A 23,273-nucleotide genomic window follows, 5' to 3' on the forward strand; every position below is an offset into this window, starting at 1 on the left:
GCCGCTTTCGCAGCCATCCTTCGATCCCCGGAATTGCCGCGCCATCGACAACGCCGCATGGTGGCGCGCTCTCAACCACGGGGGGTGAGCCTTGCTATGCGAGTTTACTTCCATGCAGAATCAAAGACGACTTTTTCAATTCGCGGTCAGAAACAACTCTTCCGTTCTCCAACCGAATGACGCGATCCGCTGAATCAATTGTCTCCTGTCGATGCGCCACAATAATCCGCGTGATACTTAGCGCTTTCAGCGCGGCGTTGATCTCGCCTTCACGAGCAACGTCCAAGTGCGACGTTGCTTCATCGAGTACAAGAATCTTCGGGCGACGATAAAGCGCTCGTGCCAAAAGCAGCCTCTGTTTTTGGCCGCCAGACAAGCTACTTCCCATATCCCCTATCATCGTCTCCGCCCGTAGAGGCATATTCATCACGTCGTCCATCATTGCTGCTTGGCGTAGGCAGACCCACACGCGCTGCATTTCAACTTCCTCATCGAAAAACGCTACGTTATCCGCGATAGTTCCCGATAGAAGCTCATCGTCCTGCATGACTACCCCCAGAGCACGTCTGACCGACTTAGGGCCCCACCATGACAGCGGTCGGCCATCCACCAAAACTTCGCCCTGCGACGCTGGGTAAAGACCACACAGCACCTTTAGCAGAGTTGATTTGCCCGCGCCCGACGGGCCGACGATAGCGACATATTCTCCACACTTCACCGAGAAAGACACCCCTGCAAAAACGTATGGTTCCCTTGGTCCGTAGGAAAATCCCAAACTCCTAAATTCAAGCTCTCCTATAATCTCCGGCTGCCCGGCAACAGCAGCATCAATGCCTTCTTCCTTTGGAGTCAATACAATATCGGCAAGCCTATGCGAATACATATCAGTCATGCGCCACCTAATTACTTGATCAAATAGCGCTCCCGCCTTGAAGGTGAATTGAGTTTGGTAAGCGAGGAATGCATAAAACAATCCCACACTCATCTTTGCGTCCAATATGGCTACAACGCCTAGATAGATCAGAACAATTCTTATCGCCCCCTCGACCATTCCCTGCAGGGTTGTAAATGACAAATCAGCAAGCGCACTATTTTGATTACACTTGATTGTCGAGGAAAACTTGTTCGCCCAGTCGCCCTCGCGTTCATTCTCCGCACCCATGACTTTTAATGTCTGAATCGCGCGGACGCTCTCTATACGCTTGCCGTTTTCCTCTACATTCGCTATCAATGCATCCATACCAAAACGTATGCTCAAAGGCAAAGCGCAAAAGCGAAGGCCGACGAAAATTGCAAAACCTCCCAACACAACCCATGCTAAGACCGGTGCAAGCACAAACATAAGAATCAGCGTCGCTACGGCGAGAATTCCATCTACAAGCACGGCGACCAGGGCGCCGGATAGCAACTCCCTTATTTCATTGATGGAATCGAAGCGCGACAAGATGTCAGCTAGTCTTCGTCGTTGGTACCAAGGGAGCGGTAGTCGTATCATGTGCCGAAACAAGCGTACGGTCATATCCCAGTTTAGCAACGCTGTCAGTCTAGTAACAACGATGCCGCGCAGTAGAGTCGCGCCGGCGTTAAAGACGCAAAGGAGCCCAAAGCCAAATGCCAGGACTGTAAGAATTGACTTATCTCCCTTATGCGCGGCCTGATCGATGGCAAGCTGGAGATAGAACGGCGAAGCCAAAATATAACATTGCAGTAAAAGCGACAAAATCATTATGTGGATTAATGGGCCATACATTTCAGGAATAAAACGAAACCAAGATTTAAGACTTAACGGACTGGGCTCTTTCCGCTTAACAAACCCTTTCGCTTCTGTTAATTCAAGCGCCGCTCCAGAAAATTTACGTGATACTTCACTCGCGTATAATTTGATTCTCCCTCGCGCCGGATCGTGGATATGGAACGTCATACCCTTAACTTTATCCAGCACGACAAAATGCTTGAGTTCCCAATGAAGAAGCGCCGGGCATTTCAACTCAGCCAGTTGGTCAACTTCGCAGCGCACAGCCCTGCCAACCATGTTCATATCGGCTGCGATTTCTTTAATTTCCCTCAACGTCATACCGCGAGAGGAAATCTGGTATTTTTGTCTCAACGATGCGAGTTCGATGTTGGCGCCGAACGCGCTCGCCGCAATAGCGAGGCATGCCAAACCGCATTCAGCTGTTTCAGTTTGTCGCATACTAGCCACCCTTCGTGAACGAAGCTATATTGAAACGGCAAAAGGGCGGCCCAAACCCTTCCTCCGCGAGCGCAGGAAATCGAAGACCGCCAACGATGTGTTTACGTCGCGTGTACGGACTACCTCTAATCGGTCAGGGTTCGGGTAAGAGCTTTCCCGGCAAGAGTCGATGCTACACTGCTTTGGTCCATGGCCTGAAGACCGCGATCTTCTTCAATCCTGCCATCGAAATTCAAAGTGAACAGGTACGCCATGGGCTTAATCTCGCCGCTAGCCGGAACAACGGCGCCCCAGAAGTTCGTATACAGGACATCATCCAGGCATGCGAATTTGAACGTTCCTGCAAGCTGTTTTGTAAGAACAGTTTGGCCGAAATTAGTATCGGTAACATCCACGTTCCTTCTCGACGGCCCTAAGAAAAACTGAACACGTTTTTCTGGAACAGAAATCCGCATTTCGTATTTTCCACTTTTGCACTCCCCGCTGTAAGTGACTGCTTGGTCTGCCGCTCCTCTAGGATGTCCACCGGCGGTGACGACTACTGTCTCCGCTGACCTGGCAAATCCCCCCGTCATACCAATCATAACAACGGCAACTAAAAGCGATTTTTTCATTAAATTCTCCATTGCAGATTATGTGCCAAACGTGCTCAACCGTAACTGCTCGACCACTATTAATATCACACCATCATAATACCTGAGCAGTTACCTTGAATTTTCTCTGCCCTGGGCCGGTCAAGGCTTTATAACATCTTTAGTAATGTTAGGGCCGACTTGTTTGGTCGATGGGCCTTGACCAGAGTGATATTCGTAGACGCTGTTGGTCTTCATATCAAGAATGTATAACAGCAAGTGCGGGTCAGCATGCGGATTTTTCCGTAGCTCGGCCGCCGTCTCGAAGTCGTGCCTCGACGGCAACCGTTGGTCGACTACGTCATCGTAGGTATGCGAATGGATGTAGCCAATAATCTTATCACCGGGCGCTATATCAGCCCTCATTTTAACTTCATCGTGGATACCTGATGTGATTTTGGATGCGCCCACCGACCCATCTGCGTATCTGATAAGAAGTGCGCCGTGCTCAATCTTGTCGTCCTTCATCCTGATCCAGTCACCGACGAGGTCTGCTTTAGTGCGTATATGATCCATACTGAGACCAGCAGGCCAATTTGGTGGATGCGGCGAAGAGTGACGCGCAGGCGCCTCATTGTTCCCCGCACCTTCTTGCCAGGTAGTTGAAGGAACCGTGGCGTCCCCGTATCCGCCAGCGCCTTGGGCTCCTCCTCCTCCTCCAGGTCGGGGGCCGACAATGGTCACAATGGGGATATCGGAGTAGCCGCCTGCGATAAGGTCAAGTGCTTCGTCAGGTATTACACGCATGATTTTCTCTCTTTTCATTAAATTGAGTCCTAGCTGTAAGGACATCGATGCGCCAGACTTTCAGGCTCGTCACTCCGGCTTCGCCTGTAACCCAGCATGATTGAAGTCGTGAAGCAAAATAGGGCATGTTGTTTCTGCGACGTCGCGGCCGGTGTATTGCGGAATGAGAGCCGCAAGCAGCTTAGCAGCAACTACCGGCTCGTCTGACGTGATGACGATCCGCAGCCTGACTTTGTCACGATGTTGAGTGCACAACTCTCGGAAATGTAAAAGTAGTTCCTCCTTTCTATATGCCTTCACGAAAAATGATATTGATCCGGATCTTTTCTCTATGCCATCCACTATGTCCGCCAGACCAGTCATGGCAAAGTCGATCGACCCATAGCGGGAGATCACTAAAGCGATCTTTAGCAGATGATCGACAAATCCGCGGTTCACATAAATTTCGTTTATGTGTTCAATAATATTAGATACCGCGATCAAATATGGAGGGCTACTATTGATACCGGACTGAAAAGTTCCCGCCTGCCGCTGTTTAACTAAATTCAACACCTCAGTCAATTCACTTTCGTGTTTTTCTGTTTTGCTCGATTTAAGAAAATTTGCGTACGATTTAAGTAAATTAAGCAAGAACGAGATCAATGGAAGAAAGTCACCGATCTCACACGCGGTCCCAATGTACTCTTCATACTGGCCAGCGGTGGCAAGGGTGAGTTCTGCTAACGGGATGTAATGTTGAGCTTCCGCTTGTGCCTTGTTGAAATAGAGGTTAAACAGAAGTCTGGCGGTTCTGCCATTTCCATCGGTGTAGGGGTGAGAGGTCAACAATATGAGGTAAATATTTAGAGCACTGTAGAGATCGGGTTCGTCATGAAAGGTCGAGATCTTATTGAAGACAGGATCTCCTCCCGCCGGGCGCGGGATCAACATCCAATCATGCCACGCGATAGTTAAATCGATCATCCGCAGATGTTCGAATTTTCCGAACAGGAAATAACGCACTTTTAAACCGGCCTCATAGACGGTATCGTCGGGGGAAACGACGTTTTCACGTGCGCTTCTGCGAAAGCATGCTATCTCCTGGCTCATGCTCAAACTGCGTTTAGCTCGACGTTGCACGACCTCAGCGATCGAGCTTCTCACGACGATTTTTTCAATCGGACTCGATACAAAGTGAGAGAGCTGCTCATAGTTGGGCTGGGTATAACTGAAGGCGCCGTACAACATGTCCTGCACCTCTTGAAATAGCACGCGCAGTGACGGGTCTAGGCTCTCCCACTTCGGAGGAAAGTAGAGTTTGCCGGGAATTTTCATAGCCATCTGCGATTCAAAGGGCGCGCTTATTCATCGCCCGTAGGGGTTCCAATATCCACTCGAACAAAGTCTGCTCTTCCAAAACCAAGTCGGCGCTAAGCCGCATGCCGGGTACGAGACGCCAGTCCCTTCCGTACGCGCCAATGGTCGGCTTGGCAAGCGACACACGAATCCGGAACAGCTGCTCCTGGCCGGAAGAGGGACCAGCGTTCTCACCGGGAAGAAGTGGGGTTCCGGAAACTTCCCGAACTACTCCTTGTCCCATGCCGAAGGTCTGGTATGGAAAGGCGTCATACATGATGCGGACCTTTGCCCCTGGATGAACAAACCCCACCGACTTGGACGGCGCCCACAACTCGACCTCCAGCTGGTTGCCCGATGCTTGGGTGGTGTGTGGAACTATCACAGCAAGCGTGTGACCCGGATTTACGCTTGTTCCTGAGCGCGCTTGGAGAGCGGTAACGACGCCGTCGATAGGAGAAACCAAGCGCCCCGTGTGCTGGGCCTCAAAGCTCACTTCGCGTTCATCCAGCTGGGCATTGATGGTTGTCGCCTCCGATCTCGCCAGCTCGGCCTCGGCGTGCATCCTCGCTATCTGGGCGTTCACCTGGGCGAGCTGGCTGCGCTGCGATTCGACCTCGCGCTCGGCCTGTGCAATCTCATGCTGAACGGCCAGGTAGGCATCATCGTGTTGGCGACCGGCCGCCGGCGATACCATTCCCGCATCAAGTAGTGTTTGATTGGCGCTCACGTTCTTGGCCTGCAGGAGCCTGCGTTGTTCAAGTATTTTTCGAGAAGCGTCCCGCCGCGCAAGGTCAATTTGTAGCCCATCTCGTCGGGCCCTCAGTTCTTCAGTTTGCATCGCTAACTGCTGTGCCCGAGCGGTGGCGTTCGCCTCCTGGGCGCGTCGTTGGATCGCCTTAATAGACTTGAGACTGGCGACAAGGGTATCGCCGCTTTCGAGGACAGGATTAGCCGAGATCGCAATCAGCTCTTGGCCGGCCTTAACGTGCTGGCCTTCGTGAACTAACACGCGCTCTGCAATTCCTGCCAATTGCGACACGATCCGAAAGGAGCCGGCGGTAGGCGTGATCTGTCCCGAGACGGTTTCCTTGCGTGCATATTTCGCCGTGATGAGGAACGCAACGATGGACACCATCACCACCACTAGAAAGGCGGTGAGCACTTTGGCGCTTACCCCCAGGGGCTGGACTGGCATACCCAATCTTTGTTGCGATGCGCTCAATGCGTCCTTGCGAAACATATCTTCAAGCAATGAAGACGTTGAGCGCGTGCTGGTCTGTTCTAAATTCATTTTTGTCATAGCGCATAATCAGCAAGTAAGGTGCTCAGAAACGGATTTACCAGGCGATGGTAGAGGCAGCACCAACTAGCTAACTGACGTGGCTCAATCGTGTGTGCGGTGACGTTTCAACATGTGTTCGACGGGCGTCCATGAACTAAGTTCCGTAGTCGGGCATCTTTCTTTTGGGTGAAAGTGACAGCGCTGTGCCCGATTGTCGGGCGCGTCAAAATGCAAAAAGCCGGGTTTCCCCGGCTCTGCTTGATTCGCTTTAAACTCACAAATCATATGGCGTTATAGTCGCCAGCAACTTATGGGTACCTCGAAAAACTACCCCGCCCGTGGCGTGATGGCGAACCAGCGATTCTGAATCTTTCCTCATGATCAAAACCAGTCTGTTTGCCGACCAGGAGCGCGAAGCCAAGCTGAACAAGCTGGGCGATGCGCTGCGGGTGATGGAGCAGCACGTCGACTTCGCCGCGTTAGCGGATGAAGTGGACCGTGCAGCGCCGCGCCCCAGCCGCGAGCGCGGCCGCCGCCCCCCGTTCCCGACCGAACTGATGGTTCGCGTCTTGCTGATCCAGCAGTTGTTCAACCTGAGCGACGAGCAGATGGAATTCCAGTTGCTCGACCGCTTGAGCTTCCAGCGCTTTGTGGGGCTGCGCTCGAGTAGCCAGATACCGGACCGGACGACGATCTGGACCTTCAAGGAACGCCTGATCCAGGCAGGCGCCAGCGAAAGCATCTTCGAAGCCGTGAACCGGCAACTGAGCAAACACGGTTACATCGCGCGCGGCGGGCAAATGGTCGACGCGAGCATCGTGCAGGCGCCGAAACAGTCGCTGAGTAAGAATGAGAAGGCGCTGGTGAAGGAAAACGCCATGCCCATCGAATGGAAACCTGCCAAACGCCGTCAGAAGGACATGGACGCGCGCTGGACCAAGAAGCACGGCAAGTCCTACTTCGGCTACAAGGTCTCGGCCAACGCCGACAAGCGCTACAAGCTGGTGCGCAAGATCAAGGTGAGCACGGCCAGCGAGCACGACACGCTGCACTTTGAAGAGGTGCTCGATCCGGCCAACACGAACCGCAACATCCTGGCCGACAAGGGCTACGTCGACGGAGAGCGTGAAGAGCGGCTGAGCAAACAGGGCTGGCGCATGCACATCCAGCGCAAAGGAAGCAAGGACAAGCCGATCTCGGCAGCCCAGGAGCGGCGCAACAAGCGCATCGCCAAGACCCGCGCCCGCATCGAGCATGTGTTTGCCGGTATGGCGCAATTGGGCGGCAAGGCGCTGCGCACCATCGGTCTGGCGCGCGCGACGCTGCAGCTCAATTGGAAAGTCGCCGCATACAATCTGCGGCGTCTGGTCTACTTGAAGGAGGCCAGGGTCGAGGCGTTCTGACGCCCGCAGTCCGTCCGGACTACGCAAAATGAGGTTGAGTGCCGATAAAACCGGAGGGAAGCGGCTCGGCCTTGCATCAAAATCCGAGCCTGCTGGCATCGCGACCGGCATTCACGCGGAATTTACCGGTAATTCGAGGTTCCCTTATGCGCGGGCAATTCGCGTCATTTAAATGAGGTCCCAGCAGATCGCCTTGACGACTGCATCTACCTTATTCTGAGCATGAAGTTTTTTCTGACCGTATCCATGTGCTTGTCGGCGGTGTGCTTTGTCACCCCAAGTTTATCGGCGATTTGTTGAGTAAACAGCTTACTTTAGCAATTGACTCCGCAATAGACATGCTGCCACTGGACGAGCGAACCGCGATCGTTCTCCGCGAGCTTGAAGGACTTCGCTACGAGGAAATAGCACGAATCATCGAGTGTCCCGTCGGTACCGTACGAAGCAGGATTTTTCGAGCGAGGGAGGCAATTATTGAAAAGATCGGCCCCTTGCGTGACGCATCCCGAACGAAGCGCTTTTAGCGGGCAGGTGCGCAGTCTCCCGGGGTGCTACCGAATGTCGAAGAAAAGCCGGGTTTCCCCGGCCTTTTGCTTGGTGTTCTAGTCTCGGCGCTTAGTCCTTCCAGGCACCAATCGTAATCCATCCTTTTCCCATTACTAAGTCGACCTTTCCGGCTTCGCGAGCCGCCTCGGCCAGCAGCTCATGACCAGTGCGGCCAACCAGAACATCGCTGTGGTGCGCTCACTGAACAAGCGTGCCGCCCGGGCCTCGTCGTGGTTCTGTCGCGTTGTTGAACGCAGCGCGGATTTCCCGTGCCGGGCATGGCGGCAGTGACGACATTCGGGCACGTTCATCACGACGGGGGCATTGCCGACAATCGGACACGGACTGATCCATAGCTAAATCGGCCGCTTCCAGGTTCTTCTTCATTAAACAAAAAAGCCGTACCAAACCCACTGCTTCTCGCGTGGGCCGGGTACGGCTTTTAGTTTTTAGTGGCTAAAAAAGTGCGCTTTCGTCCCAGTCGCCTGCACCTTGGCTTGAGCAGCCGGCATCCGGGTTCGCGATTGATAGCCGGGATGGTGCGATGCAGCTAAGCTACAATACTTTGTCCGCTTAACCTACCGAATGCTCCATGTCCACTCCCGTCCTGCACACCCGCCTGCCCGCCGTCGGCACCACCGTCTTTTCACTGATGTCGGCGCTGGCCAGCGAGCATAGCGCGGTCAACCTGGGCCAGGGCTTTCCCGATTTCGCCTGCGAACCGGCCCTGCTCGACCATGTCGACGCCGCCATGCGCGCCGGCCACAACCAGTATCCGATGATGACCGGCGTACCCGCGCTGCGCGAGGCCATCGCCGCCAAGATCGCCGCCGTCTATGGTGCCCACTACAACGCCGCCACCGAGATCACCGTCACCGCCGGCGCCACCCAGGCCCTGACCACGGCGATCCTGTGCTGCGTGCACCCGGGCGAGGAAGTGATCGTCATCGAACCGGCCTACGACAGTTACCTGCCCGCCATCACCCTGGCCGGCGGCGTGCCGGTGCCGGTCGCGATGGAACTCGGCGAACAGGGCTACACAGTACCGTGGGACCGGATCGCCGCGGCCGTCACGCCACGCACGCGCCTGATTATCATCAACACCCCGCACAACCCCACCGGCTCGATCCTGCGCGCGGCCGACCTGCGGGCCCTCACCGACATCGTGCGCGGCAGCGACATCCTGATCCTGTCCGACGAAGTCTACGAACACATGGTCTACGACGGCGCGCGCCACGAGTCGGTATGCCGCTATCCGGAACTGGCCGGGCGCAGCTTCGTCGTATCGAGCTTCGGCAAGACGTACCACGTCACCGGCTGGAAAATCGGCTACGTCGCCGCGCCCGCCAGCCTGATGGCGGAATTCCGCAAAGTCCACCAATACAATGTCTTCAGCGTCAACACACCCATGCAGCACGGCCTGGCCACCTACATGGCCGACCCGGCGCCGTATCGCGATCTGCCGGCGTTTTACCAGCGCAAGCGCGACCTGTTCCGGGATGGCCTGAAAGGCTCGCGCTTCACGTTGTTGCCAGCCGACGGAACTTATTTTCAGTGCGTCAAGTATGAGGCGATTTCGCCTATACTGGAGTCGGATTTTGCACAATGGCTGACCACCGACATCAAGGTCGCCGCCATCCCCGTGTCGGCGTTTTACAGCCAGGGACGGGAGTCCGGCATTGTGCGTTTTTGCTTCGCCAAGAAAGACGAAACCTTGCGCCTGGCGCTGGAGCGCCTCGCAAGACTGTGATTCATCGGGCTGGAAGACCATCATGGCAATCAGGCGCATCACCTTGGCAGATCTGGCATTCGGCGAACCCTTGCGCTGGGATATTTTCAGCACGCCCTCGTCGAACCGTCCGCTGCTGCAGAAAGGCCAGGTCCTCGCGCCCGGCCAGCTGGACGACTGGATCGAGGCGGGCCTGTATGCCGAGGCGTCGTCGCCGGTATCGGTACTGCAATCGCTCAACCAGATCAACCGCCGCCTCGAACGCACCCTGATGGACCTGCGCGACCAGGGCAGCGCCGACCGCGAACTGCGCGCCATCGCCCAGGACCTGATCGCCACCGTCGAACGGGGTGCCGACGTTGCCCTGGCAGCCATTTTCCTCAACCAGATCGCCGGCGCCTATGCCGTGCGCCATTGCACCGAAGCGGCCGTCGTGGCCTGCCTGATCGCGCACGCCATGCACAAGTCGCCCGTTGAAGTGCTGGTGATCACGGCGGCGGCCCTGAGCATGAACGTGGGCATGGTGCGCCAGGCCGACCTGTTCCAGAACAAGGATGGCGCCCTGTCGCACGAAGAACGGGCGCTGGTGCGGCGCCATCCGTCGGCCAGCGTCGAAATGCTGCGCTTCGCCGGCGTCAGCGACGAAGCCTGGCTCGACCTGGTGCTGCTGCACCACGAGAATGACGACGGCAGCGGTTATCCGGCCGGCAAACTGGGCGATGAGATTTCGCAAAATGCCAAGCTGATCGGGCTGGCCGACCGCTATTGCGCCTTCGTTTCGGCGCGCAATTATCGGCGCTCCCTGCTGCCGCCGGTGGCGCTGGAGCGTTTATGCGCAGGCAACGACATGCCGTACGACCAGATCGTGCTCGGGCACTTTGCCACGCAGATCGGCGCCTACCCGCCCGGCACGCTGGTGCGGCTGGAGAATGCGGAGCTGGGCGTGGTGTCGCGGCGCGATGAAGACGGCGCGGGGATGGCGGTGCATGTGCTGCGCGCGGCGGACGGCAAGGCCCTGGCCGAGGCGCAGCAGCGCGTGACCACCCAGCCGGGCTGCGCGATCGCGGAGGCACTGCATGAAGATCACGCCAAATTGCGCTTTCCGATGAAGCAGATCTGGGGCGAGCTGGCGAGCTTGTAAATCAGCGCGCCAGCGCCGCCACCTTGCGCTCGACGAAGCCCTGCAGCTCGGGCGCCAGATTGCCCGCCGCCCTGGCCCGCTGGAATGCCGCCAGCGCTTCCGGCAGCCGCTTCTCCGCTTCCAGTGAAATCCCCAGCCCCATCCACCACACACTATTTTCCGGCGCGGCGCGCAGCGCGGCCTGATACTGTTCCGCCGCTTCCTGATGGCGCCGCTCACGCTGCAGCGCACCGGCCAGGAAGGCGCGATACTCGCCGTTGCCCCCGGCCGCCGGTAAGCTCGCCATCAGGGTGTCGATTCCGGACCCGCCGCCGTCGATCTGCAAGCGCGCCAGCAGCATCGCCATGGCGGGCTGTCTGACGTCCAGCGCCAGTCCGGCCTGCAACAGGCGCATCGCTTCATCGGTGCGGCGCTGCTCGATCAGGATGCCGACCAGGGTCTGGCGCGCAGCCTCATGCCGCGCATCGATGGCGAGCGCAGCTTCAAGCTGCGCTACCGCCTCCGTCACGCGGCCGTCCTGCAAGCTGGTCAAGGCACGCCGGTAGGCGCCCTCGGCGCCCTGCCCGGTGACCGCCTCCCGGCCTGCCTGCGGCGCCAGCGCCACGCTGGCCACCGGCGTGTAGACGCGCGGCGCCGGGGACACGGGTTTTTCCTCGCGCACCGGTACGTTCCGCTCGCGCAGCGGTGCCGGGGTCGCAAGCTTTTCCTCGCGTAGCGGGGGCGCCGGCGCCTGCTCCGGCTGCGCGGCCGGCTTGGGCCGCGCGGCCGCATTGTCCGACACCACCGTGGCCGGCGGCGGCGGCGCGGTCGTCGCCACCGTCGCCACCTGCTGCGGCTGCGCCGTTTCCGGCATCGGCAGCTGTTCCGGCGGCGTGATGACGACCGGCCGGATCGGCGCCGCGGGCGCCGCCACCGCCACCGGCGCGGTGCGCGGCTGTTGCAGGTAGCGCCAGCCGTACACGCCGCCCGCGGTCAGGATGATCACCCCGGCCAGCGCGCCCATCACCACCGGCAGCGGCACGCTGCGCTCGCCCCGCCCCACCGGCCGGATATCAGCCGGCGCGCCATCGGCACCGGGCGAACCGCGCTTGTCGAGATCCTGCAGCATCTTGTTGATCAGACTCATGTGTTCAAGGCCCAGGTTAGTCCGCCGCCCGCCGCCAGGCTCAGCGCCAGCGCGGCAAACCAGGGCCACCGACGGCGCCTGGCGGAAATCGTATCGCGCACCGCTTCGCTCACGTGGCTGCGGCTCACTTGCTGCTTGCCCTGACCGTAGCACAGCATCAGCGCCTTGTGCGCGAGGATGTTGACCAGCCGCGGAATGCCGCCGCTGGCCGAGTACAGCGCGCCCACCGCCTGCCGGCTGAACAGGCGCGCGCCGGTGAACCCGGCCACCCGCAACCGGTGCGCCAGGTAATAGTCCACATCGTCCCGCGTCAGCGGTCCCAGATGGTAGTGAAACGTGATGCGCTGGGCCAGCTGGCGAATCGATCGCAGGGCCAGGTTGCGGTTCAGCTCGGGCTGGCCGAACAGGACGATTTGCAGCAGCTTGCGTTTTTCGGTTTCGAGGTTGGTCAGCAGGCGCAGCGCTTCCAGGCTGTCGATGGGAATCGCCTGCGCTTCGTCCAGGCACAGCAGCACGCGCTTGCCCTCATTGGCCAAGGCCAGCAACCTGTTCGTGATGGCCTTGATCAGCTGATGCTGGTCGACATTCTTGTCCAGCACCACTTCCAGTTCGTCGGCCAGGGCCAGCATCAGGGTGCGCGGCTCCAGATACGGGTTGGGAATGTAGGCGGTGAAGAAAGCGTCGCCCAGGGTCGCCATGAACTTGCGGCACAACAGGGTTTTGCCGGTGCCGACTTCGCCGGTGATCTTGATGAAGCCTTCGCCACTGCGGGCGGCCACCAGCAAGGTATTGAGCGCTTCCTGCGAATGCGGGCTGGTGAAAAAGAAACTCGTGTCCGGCGTAATGCCGAACGGGACTTCGCGCAGGCCGAAGTGCGAGGTGTACATGTCAGCGGCGCCCTGCCGCGTTCGGGTCCAGATCGTCGAAGCGGCGGCTGGTGTCGAGCAAATCCTGGTTCCAGCCGTTGGGGCCGTCGACGATGGTCGGCTTGATCAGCACCACCAGCTCACGCTTCTGGTTGACGTTGGCCTTGTTGCGGAACAGCCCGCCGATCACCGGCAGATTGCCGGCGCCCGGAATCTGCGAGCCATCGGCGGTCGAGGATTGGCGCATCAAGCCGCCGATGGCGACCACCCGCCCATCCTGCCCGCGCACCATGCTGTCGATTTCCGACGTCGACGAGGCCGCCAGCGGCAGGCTCAGGTTGCCGGCGCTGCCCAGGCTGACGGACTTGTTGACCGTGGTCACCTGGCTGACCGAGGGGTGCACGTGCAGCAAGATATTGCCCTTGTCATCGATCTGCGGGGTCACGTCGAGCACCACGCCGGAAAAGAACGGCTGCAGGGTCACGCTCGGGCTGACGGTATTGTTGTTGTCGCCCGTGCTGGTGGTGGTCGACACGCCGGTCACGTAAAACTCGTCGGTGCCGATCTTGAGCACGGCTTTCTGGTTGTTGATGGTGGCAATGCGCGGGCTCGACAGCACGTGCACGGTGCCTTGCGATTCCAGAAAGGAAATCAGTGCGGCGAAATTGCTGGTCTGGAAGGCCAGTCCGAACATCGACCCGGCCGTGGCCGCCGCATTCGAGAGCAGGAAGCCGGTGCTGGCGGCAATGGTCTTGCCATCGCTGATGACCGGCGGCTGGCCGGTACCGAACGGCAGTGGCTGGAGCGTGGTGCCGGGCGTGAGGAAGCCGGTCGAGACGCGGTTGCCGTGCGAGCCGGGGAAGGAGGCGAACGAGGCCCAGTTGATGCCGCTCTGGAAGCTGTCGTTCAGTTCCACTTCGAGGATCTTGGCTTCCAAAATCACCTGGCGCCCGACCGACAGCTGGGTCGCTTTCAGGAACAGGTCGACGTTGCGCAGTTCCTCCGGCATGGCGCGGATCACCACCACGCCCGACTGCGGATTGACCACCACCGTGCGGCCGTCCTCTTTCGAGCCGACAATCGCGGCGATCGACGCCTTGAGCTCGACCCAGAAATCGCTGTCCGAGGTGGTGCTGACGTTGCTGCTGTCGGACCGCTCGCTGGTGCCGCCGCCGTTCTGGTCGTTATTGCTATTGTTGCTGTTGTTGCCCTGCCCCGAGCTGCCGCTGCTGCCGCCGCTGTTGCTGGTGCCGGCATTGGTGATCGAGGTGGAGGTCACGCGCAGGTTGGATTTGCCCTTGCGGTTGCCGACCAGGTAGTTGACCTGGAACATGCGCGTCTGCATGGTGAGCGGCTTGATCGAGACGCGGTTACCCTCGATCCGGTATTCGTAGCCGTACATTTCGCGCACGGCGTCGAGCGCTTCGGCCAGGGTCACGTCCTTCAGGTTGGCGCTGATGTTACCGCTGACTTCGGGATGGACCAGCATGTTGTAGCGCGTGCCGGTGGCGATCGAATTGAAGAATTGCTGCGCCGGCACATTGTTGAAGCTGACATTGAAGCGCTCTTCCAGCGCCTGGCGCGACTTGGGCAGCTGCCCGGCCAGCGCCGCGACGGGCGGCAGCAAGGCCGCCGCCACCGCGTCGTCGGGCCGCGCCGTGGCGGGCACGGGACGCGCGGCGGCCGCCATCTGGGCGGTGATGTTCTCGTACGTGTCGCGCTTGGGCGTGGCGTTGCAGCCAGCCAGGATGACGGCGCTGGCCATCACCGATGCCATCACGAGGTGTTCCACACGTTGTTTTTGCATGCTTTTTGTCAGTCTCTCTCGTTATGCCGCTGCGGCGGCGGTGCCGGCGGGTACAGCCGCAGTACGCGGCGGCTCGCGCCGTCCACCAGGACAACTTCGGTTTGCGTCATCTGGGCCACGCGCGCGCCCTTGAACAGACCGCCCAGGCGCACGGTCTGGCCGTCGATCACGGCCACGTGGCGCCCGCCGGGCGCGATCAGCACCGACTGCAGTTGCGGCAGCGCGTGCGCCACCGGCGCCGCCGGCGCGTCGGCCGGGCTACCGGCCGGGATGTAGAAACGCGCCGGCGGACGGGTCGGGTCGGCCAGCGGCTGGGCCGTGGCGGCCGCGGCCTGCAGCGCCAGCGCGGCCACGCACAGCAGCCGGCGCGGGTTCACAGCGTCATCCATTTCTTGTCCAGGCTCAGCGTGTACAGGGTCAGGCTCAGGCGCGCCTCGGGATAGGTGTCGACCTCCATCTGGGCCGCGCCCCAGTACAGCTGGAGCGGCATGGCTTCGAGCGCATCCATGTAATTGACCATGTCCAGGTAATTGCCGCGCACCGTCACCTCGACCCCGTGCGCGTAGATGGCGCGGCTGGGGATGGCAGGGGACGCCACAGCCGGGGACGCCGTGGCCGGGGCCGCGGGTTCGGCACCGGCCGGGGCCGGGGCGGCATCGAAGGAACCGTCGAACGATGTCACCGGCAAGCTTTTCAGGCCCACCAGGCGCAGGCGGCCATTCGACTTGAGGATCGATTCGAGCAGCGGCGCGATGCGTTCGGGCGCCACCAGGCTGCTGTGCGCCGTGCGCAGCTGGTTCGACAGCGTGGCGCTGGCGTTCCTGATCGCCGCCAGGCGCGCCTTGCTGGCCAGGTCCGGGTCGGCCGCGTGCGCCTGCACCATGGCGGTGATCTCGGCGTCGATGCCCTGCATATTGTTTTGCTGCTGGCTGATCTGGTTGCGCAAGGTTTTCTGGCGCGCGAACAGCGGGTCGATCAGCATGGCGAACATGATGAATACGATCACGCCGACCGTGGCGCCGAACACCATGGCGCGCTCGCGCACGCTCATCGCATCGATTTTCAGTTGCAGCTTGAGCAGGCGCGCTTTCATTTGGCGACCTCCGGCTTGGGCGTAGCCGCCACCGCCAGTTCGGCGGGCGCAGGGGCCGCGGCCACGCGTTCAGGAGGCAGATCCTGCAGGGTGAAATCGATATACGGGGCCAGCTGGGATGGGTCGGGCGACTCCTTGCCATCGACCTGCAAACGGGCGCGGCTGATCTGCAGGCTGGAAAAGCTCTTGCCCCGCATGGCCGGCTCGCGCGTGAGCCGGCTGACGTAGGCCGGCACCAGGTTGGCGTCGAGCGCCCTGCCCTGCAAGGCGATATGCGAGCCGACGCCGCCGATGCGCACCCCGGTCAGCCACAGGTCGCCGGCGGACTGGCGTGCCAGCGCCTTGAAATAGCGCGAAAAACCCTTGCGCGAGTTGGCCATCGTGTCGCTGTTGAGCATCGAGGCGACGGCGTTGAGCGACGCCAGCTCGACTTCGGCGCTGGCGATCTCGTTTTCCAGTTGCTTGCTTTTCTGGCGCGGAGCGAATTCCGTCATGACCGTGGCCTGGCGCGCCTTCTTCAGTTCGAGCTGCTCGGCGCCGGCCGCCGCTTCCGCTTCGAGCGTGCGCACGCTGTGGCGGCCCATCATCACCAGCGCCAGCGCGCCGGCCATCAGCACGCCGAGCGCGATCAGCATGGCGCCGGACGTGAAGATCTTCTTCTGCGTGAGAAATTCGGGGTTGAAGAGATTGATCTGCTGGCTCAAGAGGCGGCCTCCTCTTGCCGCAACGCCGCGCCCAGGGTCAGGAAGAAGCGCTGCTGCTGGGCAAGCGCAGCCAATTCCGGCACGCTCCCCAGGTCCAGCACCGTGGCCAGGTCGAGCGATTCGACCTTGGTGTACAGATTGCTGGACAGGTATTCGTCGAGGCCGCTCGCGCCGGTCGGCGCCAGCACCAGTTTCGAGACATTGATGAAGTTGTATTGACGGTCGAAATGGTCGAGCGAGCGTTGCAGTTCGAGGGTGATCTTGTCGTAGCACACGTGCTTGCGGTCGTGATCGCTGTCGAGCAATTGTTCGAGCGTCACATCGATGCGGCGCGCCAGGTACAGCTCGCCGTTATAGGTCACGGTCAGCAAGCCGCCTTCGTTACTGAACGAGAGCATGGCCACGCCGCGCCCTTCCGGTTCGACCAGGGCCGAGATATTCCGTTGCGCCATTTCCGGAATGTCGATCACGGCCAGCGGCACGCCGGCATCGACAAAACGGTTCTGGCGCGTTTCGATCAGGCTGTTGCGCGCGGCCACGGCGAACAGCGACTGGCTGCGGCCCTGGGCTTTATCGGTGGGAATGTCGAGCACGTCGATGCTGGCCTGGTCGGCGGGAAAGTCGAGCATGTCCTTCAGGCGCCAGCGCACGGCGGTGCGCAGCTCGTCGGCCGGCACGTTGGGCGACTCCACCGACAGCAACTGGTATTCGCCGGCGCCGAGAATGGTCGTGCAGCGGAAACTGCCCGCGTGCAAGTCCTTGCCCGTCTTTTCCAGCATGTCCGGGCCGGTGCTCTTTTCGGCGGGATGGAACGAGGCCAAGGTCACGCGCGGCATGCCCTCGGCCTGGCGCTTGACGCGGGCGGCAAACACGCCCTCGCCATGCAGGGCGATTGCCAGCAAGCCATCCTTCTTCTTTGATCTCGAGAAAAATCCCATGCCCGCAATCCATATCAATACCATGCGCGAAGTCCGCACGGTAGCGTCTTGATTATATTCAAGTTTCACCGCGATTTAACACGAAATTTGCGATCAGCAACTAAAACCGTCTTATTTCCACCGCATAGGCATAGCAGGATGGAATGTTCTTTACGCGCCCCCATCAGAAAACCTCGCGGATGTAGATCAGCGGGGTCGGTTTGTACACGCCGAAGGTCAGTTTGCCGGCCACGGGCGGCAGCCAGACGGGCTGGCCGACGCTCACGTTCACGCTGCCGGTCTTGTTGGTCGGGGCGAACTTGAACTTCACCAGGCCGTTGACCATCGACGAGCTCGCAAGCGTGGTCTTGGGATCGGGAAATGGCGTAGCCGCATTGCACGCGGCCATGCTTTTCAGGCACTGCGAATAGCTCAGCAGCAGCTGGGCGGCGGTGACGCTGTGCGGGAACGTCACCACCCCCGACGCGGGCACCGGCGTCGCGACGATGCTGATGCTATCGGTACGGCTGTCGGCCCAGCGGCCGTCGGTGGCGCTGGTACCTGTCCAGTACTGGGCGCGCATGACCACCGGCAACGCCAGCAGTTCCGAACCGAAAGCGTTTTCGATCAGCAGGCGCCCGCGCACGATCTTGGTGGCGCCCTCCACCGACAGGCCGGAACGGCCCGAGGTCACCAGGTCGGCGTCGCTGGCGCGCAGGTAAATATCGACCGGCGCCATGCTGGCGGCGGCGAAATCGAAGCTGGGCCAGGCGGTGCCGCTGCCCTGCACGAAGACGGCGGCGGCGTTGGCGATCAGGCTCGGGGTGAGCGTGCCCGAAGGCGACTGGGTCAGCCCGCCCAGGGCGGTGTACGGCAATAGCTTGGGCGCCTTCACGAACTTGCCCTGATAAAACCTGGTAATTTCGCCGGCGGCGTTGTAGGCCGTTACGATGGTCTCGATCGGCTGCTTCGAGTAATGCAGGCCGATATTCTGGCAATTGAGCGGATGCGGCGCGGCGCAGGTGATCGCAATCGGCACGGTGGTACGGAAATGGTCCGGATAAAAACGGCCCAGCGCCACGCCGTCGCTGGCGACATCCTCGACACCGAGATAGTTACTGCTTTTCATGTGCACATTCACGTTGACGATGCCGACCTCGGCAAACGTGAAATTGCTGCCCGTGGCCGCGCCCGCGCTGAAGGTGCCGAAACTGCCTTCCACCTTGCGCACCGGGTCGCCCGGGCCGGTCTGCATCTCGGCGAACGGCAAGGTTTCCGAATTGGGGTCGCCGGGAATGGCGTAATTGGTGGAATCGATGGTCGCCGTGGTGAGCAGCTCCACTTCTTGCGGCGTCGTTTCCTTGCCAAAATTGGGAGTCGGGGTGCTGTCGGCCGCTTGCGCCACGACATTGAGCGTGAATCCGGCGCCGGCCTTCCAGAAGCGGCCGATGTCGGCCGTCATATCGTCGGCGGCCACCGTACCGGCGGGATTGCTCAGCGGCGTACTCAGGGCAAATTTATACGGCCGCACCACGAACTGCCCGCTGGTGCTGGTCAGGGCCAGGGCGGTAGCCGTTTCCGACAGTAATAATTCGATCATCCCGACGTCGCCATACACAAACTGCATCAGCGTGCTGCTGGGCGAGCCGGTCGCGAACGCCATGGCGATCGATTGCCACTGGGTCGCGCTTTGCAAGGCCGTGCTGGAAATGCACGATTTCAGCGCCACGCCCTTCAGCCTGGCAACCCCGCCGGCGCTGGTGGTGGGATTAACGCAGCGAAACGAGAATTGCAGGGTCGGCGTGGTCGACGGCGGCACGGCCGGTTTGAAGGCGCTATCCACAAACGTCACGTACACGGGCGACTGCACGCCCGCCTGCAAGGTCGGGACGCTGAGCAGATTGCATTTGCCGGGCGTGCCGAAGGCAACCCCGACTTCGCACGGATTGTCGGTGAACACATAGCGCGCGCTGCTGAAGGTGATCGTATTGCTGGCGCTGTTATTGCCCATGTCATTATCGAACTGCAAGCCGCTGGCGGTCGCGCTGCTGGTCATGCTGTTCGGCGCCGTCAGGCCGATCCGGGCCGTGATCGACAGCGCCGGTGCCGCCTCGCCCACCTCCAGTGCTTCGGCGCTGGTACAGGTCACCACCTGGCCGCTGGCGCCGCAGCTCCAGCCGGTGCCGGACGAGGACAGGTAGGTCAGGCCATTGGCCAGGGTATGCTTCACCGTGATCGGCCCGGCGTCCGGCAAGGGGCCCTGGTTGGTGACGGTATGCACCAGGTTGACATTGTTGCCGCGCGCCGGCGTGCCCGTCAGGGCGATCGCCAGCGACAGGTCGGCCACGTCGACGTTCGGCACCGAGACGATTTCCGCGTTCAGCAAGACCATGTCCTGGCCGGATTCGTACAGCATGGTGGCGGTGGTCTGGCCGGCAAACAGCTTGGGGCTGGCCAGCAGATAGGAATCGAAGTCGATCCCGTACGACGCGTTGTCGACCGTGCCGCCGATATTGCTGGTGGAATTGAACTGGTTGCCGGTCGGATTGGCGCCATCGACCATCTCGGCGCCGTTGAACTTGAGGTTCTCGCTGCCGCCGGAGAGCGAGCTGTCGCCTTCCCAGGTCACGTGGGCGATGCGGCCGGTGGCGCTGCCCAGCGGCGTCGGCGTCCTGAAATTGCTCAGGTTCAGGCTCACCTTGATATTGTCGGTGCCGAAGGTGCGGATGTACTGGAAACCCTCGTACAGGTTGAGGACGCGAAATGCTTCGTTCGGATCCGAGTAGATCGCCACCAGCGAAAAGCCGCCCACCACGCCTTCCACCCCGCAGTACGGGGTACCGTTGGTGATCGTCAGGTTGGAAAATGCGTAGTCGGCATTGCGCTTGGCCGTCACTTGCGCCGTCACGTCGACCGCGCCGGAAAAATAATTGTAGCCGATGGTCGCGGTGGTGAAGCGGCGGTTGGCCGGCGCGCTCAGCGCCACGCCATCCATGCTCACGCCGTAGTCGGGCGTGCTGCTCGACCCGGCCCAGTACAGGTGCGCGCTGACGATCTTGGCGGTGGCGGGAATGCCGGTCAGCTTGGCGACCAGCGCATTGTTGGTGATGTTGCAAGGAGCGCTGCCGTTGGCGCCCGTGCGCATGGTCTTTTGCGTGCCGGTGAAGTTCAGCCGTCCGGCATAACTCTTGAACAGGGCGATCGGCGTGTCGGCCCGGGCCGGCAGGCTGGCCAGCAGCAGGCCGGCGCTGCACCCCGTGGCCAGCGCGGCGCGCCAGAACCTGTCGATGCGCTGCGTCATGGCTGCCCCGGCTCGCTGAATTCGACATGCACCACGCGCTGCACATAGTCGATGTTATTGGTCGGACTCGGGCAAGCGCCCGTGCCCGGCGTGTTGCAGGCGGTGCTGCGGACCGTGTAGCGCTGCAGCTTGCTGACCGTGTCGAGCGTGCGCGTGCAGATCACCGTGACCTTCATGCGCGCCAGGGTACTGTCGGCCGGCATGGGAAAGGTGCTGGTGGCGCAGGCGCCATTGGCGCGCGTGACCTGGTACACGCCCCATTCGGCACCGGCGCGCGCCGACAAATAGGCGCGCGTGCCCTGCAAGTCGAGCGCCGAACTGGTTTGGGCGCTGGTGGCCAGGGTCACCATCGCCACCGCCAGCCCGGCCAGCACCACCAGCAGGAAAATGGCGGTGACCAGGCTCACGCCGCGCATGCGCTCCAGGTTCGGGAAGCGTTTCATGGGTTGTTATCCACGTGAACCTGCTGGATCAGGCGGATCGGGCCGTCGCTGCCATTGGGCCGGTGCAGGGTGAGGGTCAGGCGCACCAGCGCCGAGCGCGTGTTGCCGACCAAGAAATAATTGAATTCGCAGGATGCCACATTGGTCGCCAGGATCGCCGGCGCGGCGCTCGGCACCGCTTCCTGCACCGCCTTGAAGCCGTAGTTGGCGTGGCGGTACAGCATGCCGTTGGCGCAGCTGTAGGTGACCGGCTGCCCGGTGACCTGGAAGCGGTGCAGCGGATGGGCCATGGGCGGGTTTTGCGCCGCGAACGGATTGGCCGCCAGCGTGACCAGCTTGGTGGCGGCGTCCACCGCCGTCACCTGGGCGCGGTTGGTCGGCACCGCCGCGTAGACATTGGCCAGATCGCCTTCGATCGCCATGTTGTTGACCACCACCGTGTCGCCCGCCACGATCTGCTGGGTCCCGCCCTGCAAGGGGCCGACCACGCGGAAGTTGACGTCGCTGGCGACGGCGAAGTTCAGGTGCTCGCCGGACTCGATATCCTCGGCGGCGAGGTAGCGCCCGCCCGTCTTGGTGGGCACGAATTCGATCGAGGTGCCCGAAGCGCTCGAGGGCCCCGTCACGCGCACCGTGTTCGGCAGCGCCAGGCGGATTTCGCGCACCATGCGCCGCACGGCCGTATCGGCCACGTCGGTCAGCTCGGCGCGGCCGGCGCTGTCGACATAATTTTGCACGGGCAGGCGCAGGAAGGTCGCGACGATGCCGCCCAAAATGCCGGTGATGACGATCACGACGATCGCCTCGACCAGGGTAAAGCCCGCTTGATGTGAACGTGGCGGCATCATGGCGGCGAATTCGGTGCGTAGCGAGTGCGGTAGCCGTCCAGCACCACCGTTTCGACATTGTTGTACGACACCGCCACCCGGATCCACAAGGCTTCCGATGGCGGCAGGCCGGCTCCCGCCGGGCCCAGCAGGCTGGTGGGGGTCACGGTCAGCCTGGCGGTGTAGCCCGGCAAGGGGATTTCCATTCCCGCCGCGTCGCTCAGCTTGCCAGAGGTGAGGAACGCTTCGGTGGCGCTGCCATAGGCCGCCACGTAATCGTTGACGTTGTCGAACGGACGCGTGCCGCCGGCTTCGTTGCCGACGTTCTCGACCAGGGTGGCGCAGCCGGCCGCGCCGATCGCCGCGCTGGTTGCCGAGTCGACCTGCTCGTCGGTGGCGTCGCAAAAGGTGAAGCGGGCCAGCTGGACTTCTTCCATCAAGCCTTCGGCCAGCATCAGCGCCTGCTTGCGCACCAGCGGGTCGGCGCTGACCCGGGTGGTCAGGTTCATGGCGTTGAGGATGCCGGCCAGGCCGACCCCGATGATCACCATGAAGATGATCAGCTCGACAAAACTGATGCCGCGCTGGTAAGCGAGGGTGCGCGGGCGGATGGCGGTGCGCTCAGTGCACATGGCCGGTATCGGCTTCCACCACCAGGGCGACGCTGCTGGCGCCGGACTTGACGGTCATGGTCAACGTGGCAAACGCCGCCGCGCCCACGCTGGCGGGACGGCCCAGCGCATCGTAGGAAAAGAAAGCGGTGGCGGGGCTGGTCGCATAGGTCACGCCGGGCGGATTGCCTTCGCAGGCCCAGCTGGTCGAATTGGTGCAGCGCGCCAGCGTATTGGTGCTGGCGGTATTGTTGGCGGAGGGAGACATCACGCGCTGGTCGGCGGGACAGCTGCCGTCGGCCACGTACACGAAGCACAGGGCCACGCTGTTGCCGTCGAGGCGCACGAACACGGGACGGTTCTGGGCGACCGCCACTTTCTGGCCAAAACGGATCAGGGAGCGGGCTTGTTCGGTGAAGGCGGCCGCGTCATACACGGCGCGATCGAAATAGCGGGTGGCCGCGGCGGCGGCCAGGACGCCGACGATCACCATGACGGTGATCAGCTCGACCAGCGTGAAACCCTGCTGGAGGTGCTTGCCGTGGCGCCGGAGGATGCTACTCATG

21 protein-coding genes are annotated in these 23,273 nt (G+C 61.2%); 4 read left to right on the plus strand and 17 right to left on the minus strand.

Annotated elements, in window-relative coordinates; translation table 11 throughout:
- Positions 1 to 94: 94 nt before the first annotated feature.
- The 5 genes from CR152_RS25565 to CR152_RS25590 all read right to left on the minus strand — a co-directional run bounded on the left by CR152_RS25565 (position 95) and on the right by CR152_RS25590 (position 6,202).
- The gene (locus tag CR152_RS25565; RefSeq protein ID WP_099879692.1) at positions 95 to 2,194 is read right to left on the minus strand and encodes a peptidase domain-containing ABC transporter; all 2,100 of its coding nucleotides are present in this window, start codon (positions 2,192 to 2,194) and stop codon (positions 95 to 97) included.
- 125 nt (positions 2,195 to 2,319) lie between these two features.
- Positions 2,320 to 2,808: a hypothetical protein gene (locus CR152_RS33255; protein WP_157778732.1), complete on the minus strand. Its 489-nt coding sequence runs from the start codon at positions 2,806 to 2,808 to the stop codon at positions 2,320 to 2,322.
- A 120-nt stretch (positions 2,809 to 2,928) separates the two neighbouring features.
- Entirely contained in the window at positions 2,929 to 3,591 is a 663-nt protein-coding gene (locus CR152_RS33260; RefSeq protein ID WP_157778733.1) for a hypothetical protein, read from the minus strand.
- 51 nt (positions 3,592 to 3,642) lie between these two features.
- Positions 3,643 to 4,893, minus strand: coding sequence for a Fic family protein (locus tag CR152_RS25585; RefSeq protein ID WP_099879700.1), 1,251 nt, complete (start codon positions 4,891 to 4,893; stop codon positions 3,643 to 3,645).
- Positions 4,894 to 4,900: 7 nt separating this feature from the next.
- The gene (locus CR152_RS25590; RefSeq protein ID WP_157778734.1) at positions 4,901 to 6,202 is read right to left on the minus strand and encodes an HlyD family secretion protein; all 1,302 of its coding nucleotides are present in this window, start codon (positions 6,200 to 6,202) and stop codon (positions 4,901 to 4,903) included.
- A gap of 368 nt (positions 6,203 to 6,570) precedes the next feature.
- On the opposite strand from CR152_RS25590, the gene CR152_RS25595 reads away from it, so the two are divergent.
- From CR152_RS25595 to CR152_RS25610, 4 genes are all read left to right on the plus strand, one after another.
- Positions 6,571 to 7,596: an IS5 family transposase gene (locus tag CR152_RS25595; RefSeq protein WP_099879704.1), complete on the plus strand. Its 1,026-nt coding sequence runs from the start codon at positions 6,571 to 6,573 to the stop codon at positions 7,594 to 7,596.
- A 263-nt stretch (positions 7,597 to 7,859) separates the two neighbouring features.
- A complete protein-coding gene (locus CR152_RS25600) occupies positions 7,860 to 8,120 on the plus strand; it encodes a sigma-70 family RNA polymerase sigma factor (RefSeq protein ID WP_267876261.1) in 261 nt (86 codons plus the stop codon).
- A 614-nt stretch (positions 8,121 to 8,734) separates the two neighbouring features.
- On the plus strand, positions 8,735 to 9,892 hold the full coding sequence (locus CR152_RS25605) for a pyridoxal phosphate-dependent aminotransferase (RefSeq protein ID WP_099879706.1): 1,158 nt from the start codon (positions 8,735 to 8,737) through the stop codon (positions 9,890 to 9,892).
- A gap of 22 nt (positions 9,893 to 9,914) precedes the next feature.
- Positions 9,915 to 11,012: an HD-GYP domain-containing protein gene (locus CR152_RS25610; protein ID WP_099879708.1), complete on the plus strand. Its 1,098-nt coding sequence runs from the start codon at positions 9,915 to 9,917 to the stop codon at positions 11,010 to 11,012.
- A gap of 1 nt (position 11,013) precedes the next feature.
- Here CR152_RS25610 and CR152_RS25615 read toward each other — a convergent pair whose 3' ends face one another.
- The 12 genes from CR152_RS25615 to CR152_RS25670 all read right to left on the minus strand — a co-directional run bounded on the left by CR152_RS25615 (position 11,014) and on the right by CR152_RS25670 (position 23,272).
- Complete coding sequence (locus CR152_RS25615) at positions 11,014 to 12,138, minus strand: tetratricopeptide repeat protein (protein ID WP_099879710.1); 1,125 nt, start codon at positions 12,136 to 12,138, stop codon at positions 11,014 to 11,016.
- On the minus strand, positions 12,135 to 13,025 hold the full coding sequence (locus CR152_RS25620) for an ExeA family protein (protein WP_099879712.1): 891 nt from the start codon (positions 13,023 to 13,025) through the stop codon (positions 12,135 to 12,137). Before CR152_RS25620 ends, CR152_RS25615 begins: the two co-directional genes overlap by 4 nt.
- A gap of 1 nt (position 13,026) precedes the next feature.
- Positions 13,027 to 14,811 (minus strand): pilus (MSHA type) biogenesis protein MshL, encoded by a 1,785-nt coding sequence (mshL, locus tag CR152_RS25625; protein WP_099879714.1) that lies wholly within the window; start codon positions 14,809 to 14,811, stop codon positions 13,027 to 13,029.
- An 8-nt stretch (positions 14,812 to 14,819) separates the two neighbouring features.
- Entirely contained in the window at positions 14,820 to 15,200 is a 381-nt protein-coding gene (locus CR152_RS25630; protein ID WP_167399951.1) for a hypothetical protein, read from the minus strand.
- Complete coding sequence (locus CR152_RS25635; protein WP_099879716.1) at positions 15,185 to 15,904, minus strand: type II secretion system protein M; 720 nt, start codon at positions 15,902 to 15,904, stop codon at positions 15,185 to 15,187. The genes CR152_RS25630 and CR152_RS25635 overlap by 16 nt, the downstream gene beginning before the upstream one ends.
- Complete coding sequence (locus CR152_RS25640; protein ID WP_208640206.1) at positions 15,901 to 16,608, minus strand: PilN family protein; 708 nt, start codon at positions 16,606 to 16,608, stop codon at positions 15,901 to 15,903. The genes CR152_RS25635 and CR152_RS25640 overlap by 4 nt, the downstream gene beginning before the upstream one ends.
- On the minus strand, positions 16,605 to 17,546 hold the full coding sequence (pilM, locus tag CR152_RS25645; protein ID WP_099882778.1) for a type IV pilus biogenesis protein PilM: 942 nt from the start codon (positions 17,544 to 17,546) through the stop codon (positions 16,605 to 16,607). Before pilM ends, CR152_RS25640 begins: the two co-directional genes overlap by 4 nt.
- 163 nt (positions 17,547 to 17,709) lie before the next feature.
- Entirely contained in the window at positions 17,710 to 20,520 is a 2,811-nt protein-coding gene (locus CR152_RS25650) for a DUF6701 domain-containing protein (RefSeq protein ID WP_370663864.1), read from the minus strand.
- Between the two features lie 302 nt (positions 20,521 to 20,822).
- Positions 20,823 to 21,269 (minus strand): agglutinin biogenesis protein MshP, encoded by a 447-nt coding sequence (locus tag CR152_RS25655; RefSeq protein ID WP_099879720.1) that lies wholly within the window; start codon positions 21,267 to 21,269, stop codon positions 20,823 to 20,825.
- Positions 21,266 to 22,117: a type II secretion system protein gene (locus CR152_RS25660; protein WP_099879722.1), complete on the minus strand. Its 852-nt coding sequence runs from the start codon at positions 22,115 to 22,117 to the stop codon at positions 21,266 to 21,268. Before CR152_RS25660 ends, CR152_RS25655 begins: the two co-directional genes overlap by 4 nt.
- Complete coding sequence (locus tag CR152_RS25665; RefSeq protein WP_099879723.1) at positions 22,114 to 22,728, minus strand: type IV pilus modification PilV family protein; 615 nt, start codon at positions 22,726 to 22,728, stop codon at positions 22,114 to 22,116. The genes CR152_RS25660 and CR152_RS25665 overlap by 4 nt, the downstream gene beginning before the upstream one ends.
- Positions 22,718 to 23,272: a pilus assembly FimT family protein gene (locus CR152_RS25670; RefSeq protein WP_099882780.1), complete on the minus strand. Its 555-nt coding sequence runs from the start codon at positions 23,270 to 23,272 to the stop codon at positions 22,718 to 22,720. The genes CR152_RS25665 and CR152_RS25670 overlap by 11 nt, the downstream gene beginning before the upstream one ends.
- Position 23,273 lies beyond the last annotated feature (1 nt).

Origin of the sequence: Massilia violaceinigra (assembly GCF_002752675.1) — a bacterium.
Lineage (GTDB): Bacteria > Pseudomonadota > Gammaproteobacteria > Burkholderiales > Burkholderiaceae_D > Telluria_A > Telluria_A violaceinigra.